Source organism: Mesorhizobium sp. M4A.F.Ca.ET.050.02.1.1, from assembly GCF_003997725.1.
Taxonomy (GTDB): Bacteria; Pseudomonadota; Alphaproteobacteria; order Rhizobiales; family Rhizobiaceae; genus Mesorhizobium.
On sequence record NZ_RZSG01001130.1, the window covers coordinates 1 to 1,423 of the forward strand.

Here is a 1,423-nt window from a genome sequence, read left to right on the forward strand (position 1 = left end):
ATCCTAAGGGTGCCATCCCAATGCAGAACAGTATGGTAGCAACGGCCCCTTTGATGCCACGTTTGACCATAGTCTCCTCCTCCTTTTGCGAAATAGTTCCTCCCTGAAAGCATCAGTGTGCGGCTGGGCTACCGGCTTAGTCAAGCTAAGGCTAATAAAACAAGTGCAGCCCACCTATCTTCCTGCTCGACGGCGCCTCACCATTGCGTCGACAGCCTCCTTGACGGTCTGCTGGCTGCGTATCGTGCCGTCATTCTGGCCCACGTAGGCGCCTTTGTCACCGAGTGGCTTCTCGGCCGCAACGATAGCCTGCCGCCATGCGAGACCGAGATATCGGAATGCGGACGCATAGTGCTCGGCCCAATTCTTGACCGGGATGTCGCGGAACGTCTTCTTCTCGTCGTCGTACTCGCGCCGGTAGGCCTTCAGCCCCTCGACGCCGTCGTTGACGCTGCCGGTGTTCCTGAAGCGCGCCAACTTGATCGTCTGCAGGCCGGCGTTGTTGCCCTCGGCCAGGCTGACCATGCCGACCATCTTCGGCTTGCGGCCGTGCGCCCGAAGCGTGTCCAGCCGCGTGCGCTTCGTTCCCCACTGCGGATGCAGGATGTCATGCGGCACGAAGTCATCGCCGTGGTAGCCCTGCTCGTCCAGCCACTTGCACCAGTCTTCCAAGTCTTCGCTGTCGGGAACGTAGAAGTCGACGATCAGCGGCACGCCGTCGATGACCTGGAAGCACCAGATCGGGTTGTTGACCGCCTTGCCCAGATCCCATGCCGTATGCACCGGATACCTGGGGTCGATGTCGAACGCGGTGCCGATGCGCCCCTGCCGCTCAGCCCGCGCGATCTCCGCGCCCCAATAGGAGCCGATCAACGCACCCGCGAAGCTGCAGAAAAATTCCTGGTCGATGAGCATGTCGGCCGTTTCCTTGCCGAACAGGCCCACATAGATCGCCCGCTGCTCCTCGATCGTGACTTCGTCAATCGCGCCGGTGACGGAAGCCGGCAGCACCTCACTGAACCAGCCGCGCGGGTTCGACACCGGGTCGAACACGTTGCCCTTCACTGCATCGAGCATGCCCTTGGCGTGGTTATTGCCGCGCGGCGTGGTGATGAACGACGCCCAGCCGCCGTTCTCGGCGAGGATCGGCGACAGGTATGCCCATGCCGCCGGATTGGCCAATGCCCATTCCGAGAACGTGATGCCGACTGGCGGTGCGCCGACCAGGCTGTTGAAATTGTCCGATCCAACCACCTGAAAAGTCGATCCGACCTTGAACCGAACGAACATCTCGTTGTCGTTCATGTTCTCGATCAGCGGTTCCGGAAACGCTTCGAACAGGCGCCGCTTGCCGGTGTGAGGGTTGACCGCGTTCCAGATGGCTTTGCGCGCCTGTGCTGCCTCGGGCAGCATGTGCCAGTAG

At 61.4% G+C, this 1,423-nt stretch carries 1 protein-coding gene; it reads right to left on the minus strand.

Going from position 1 to position 1,423, the window contains the following annotated elements; translation table 11 throughout:
* Positions 1–174: 174 nt before the first annotated feature.
* On the minus strand, positions 175–1,423 hold a 1,249-nt coding region (locus tag EOA33_RS35660; RefSeq protein ID WP_127407717.1), incomplete at its 5' end, for a hypothetical protein.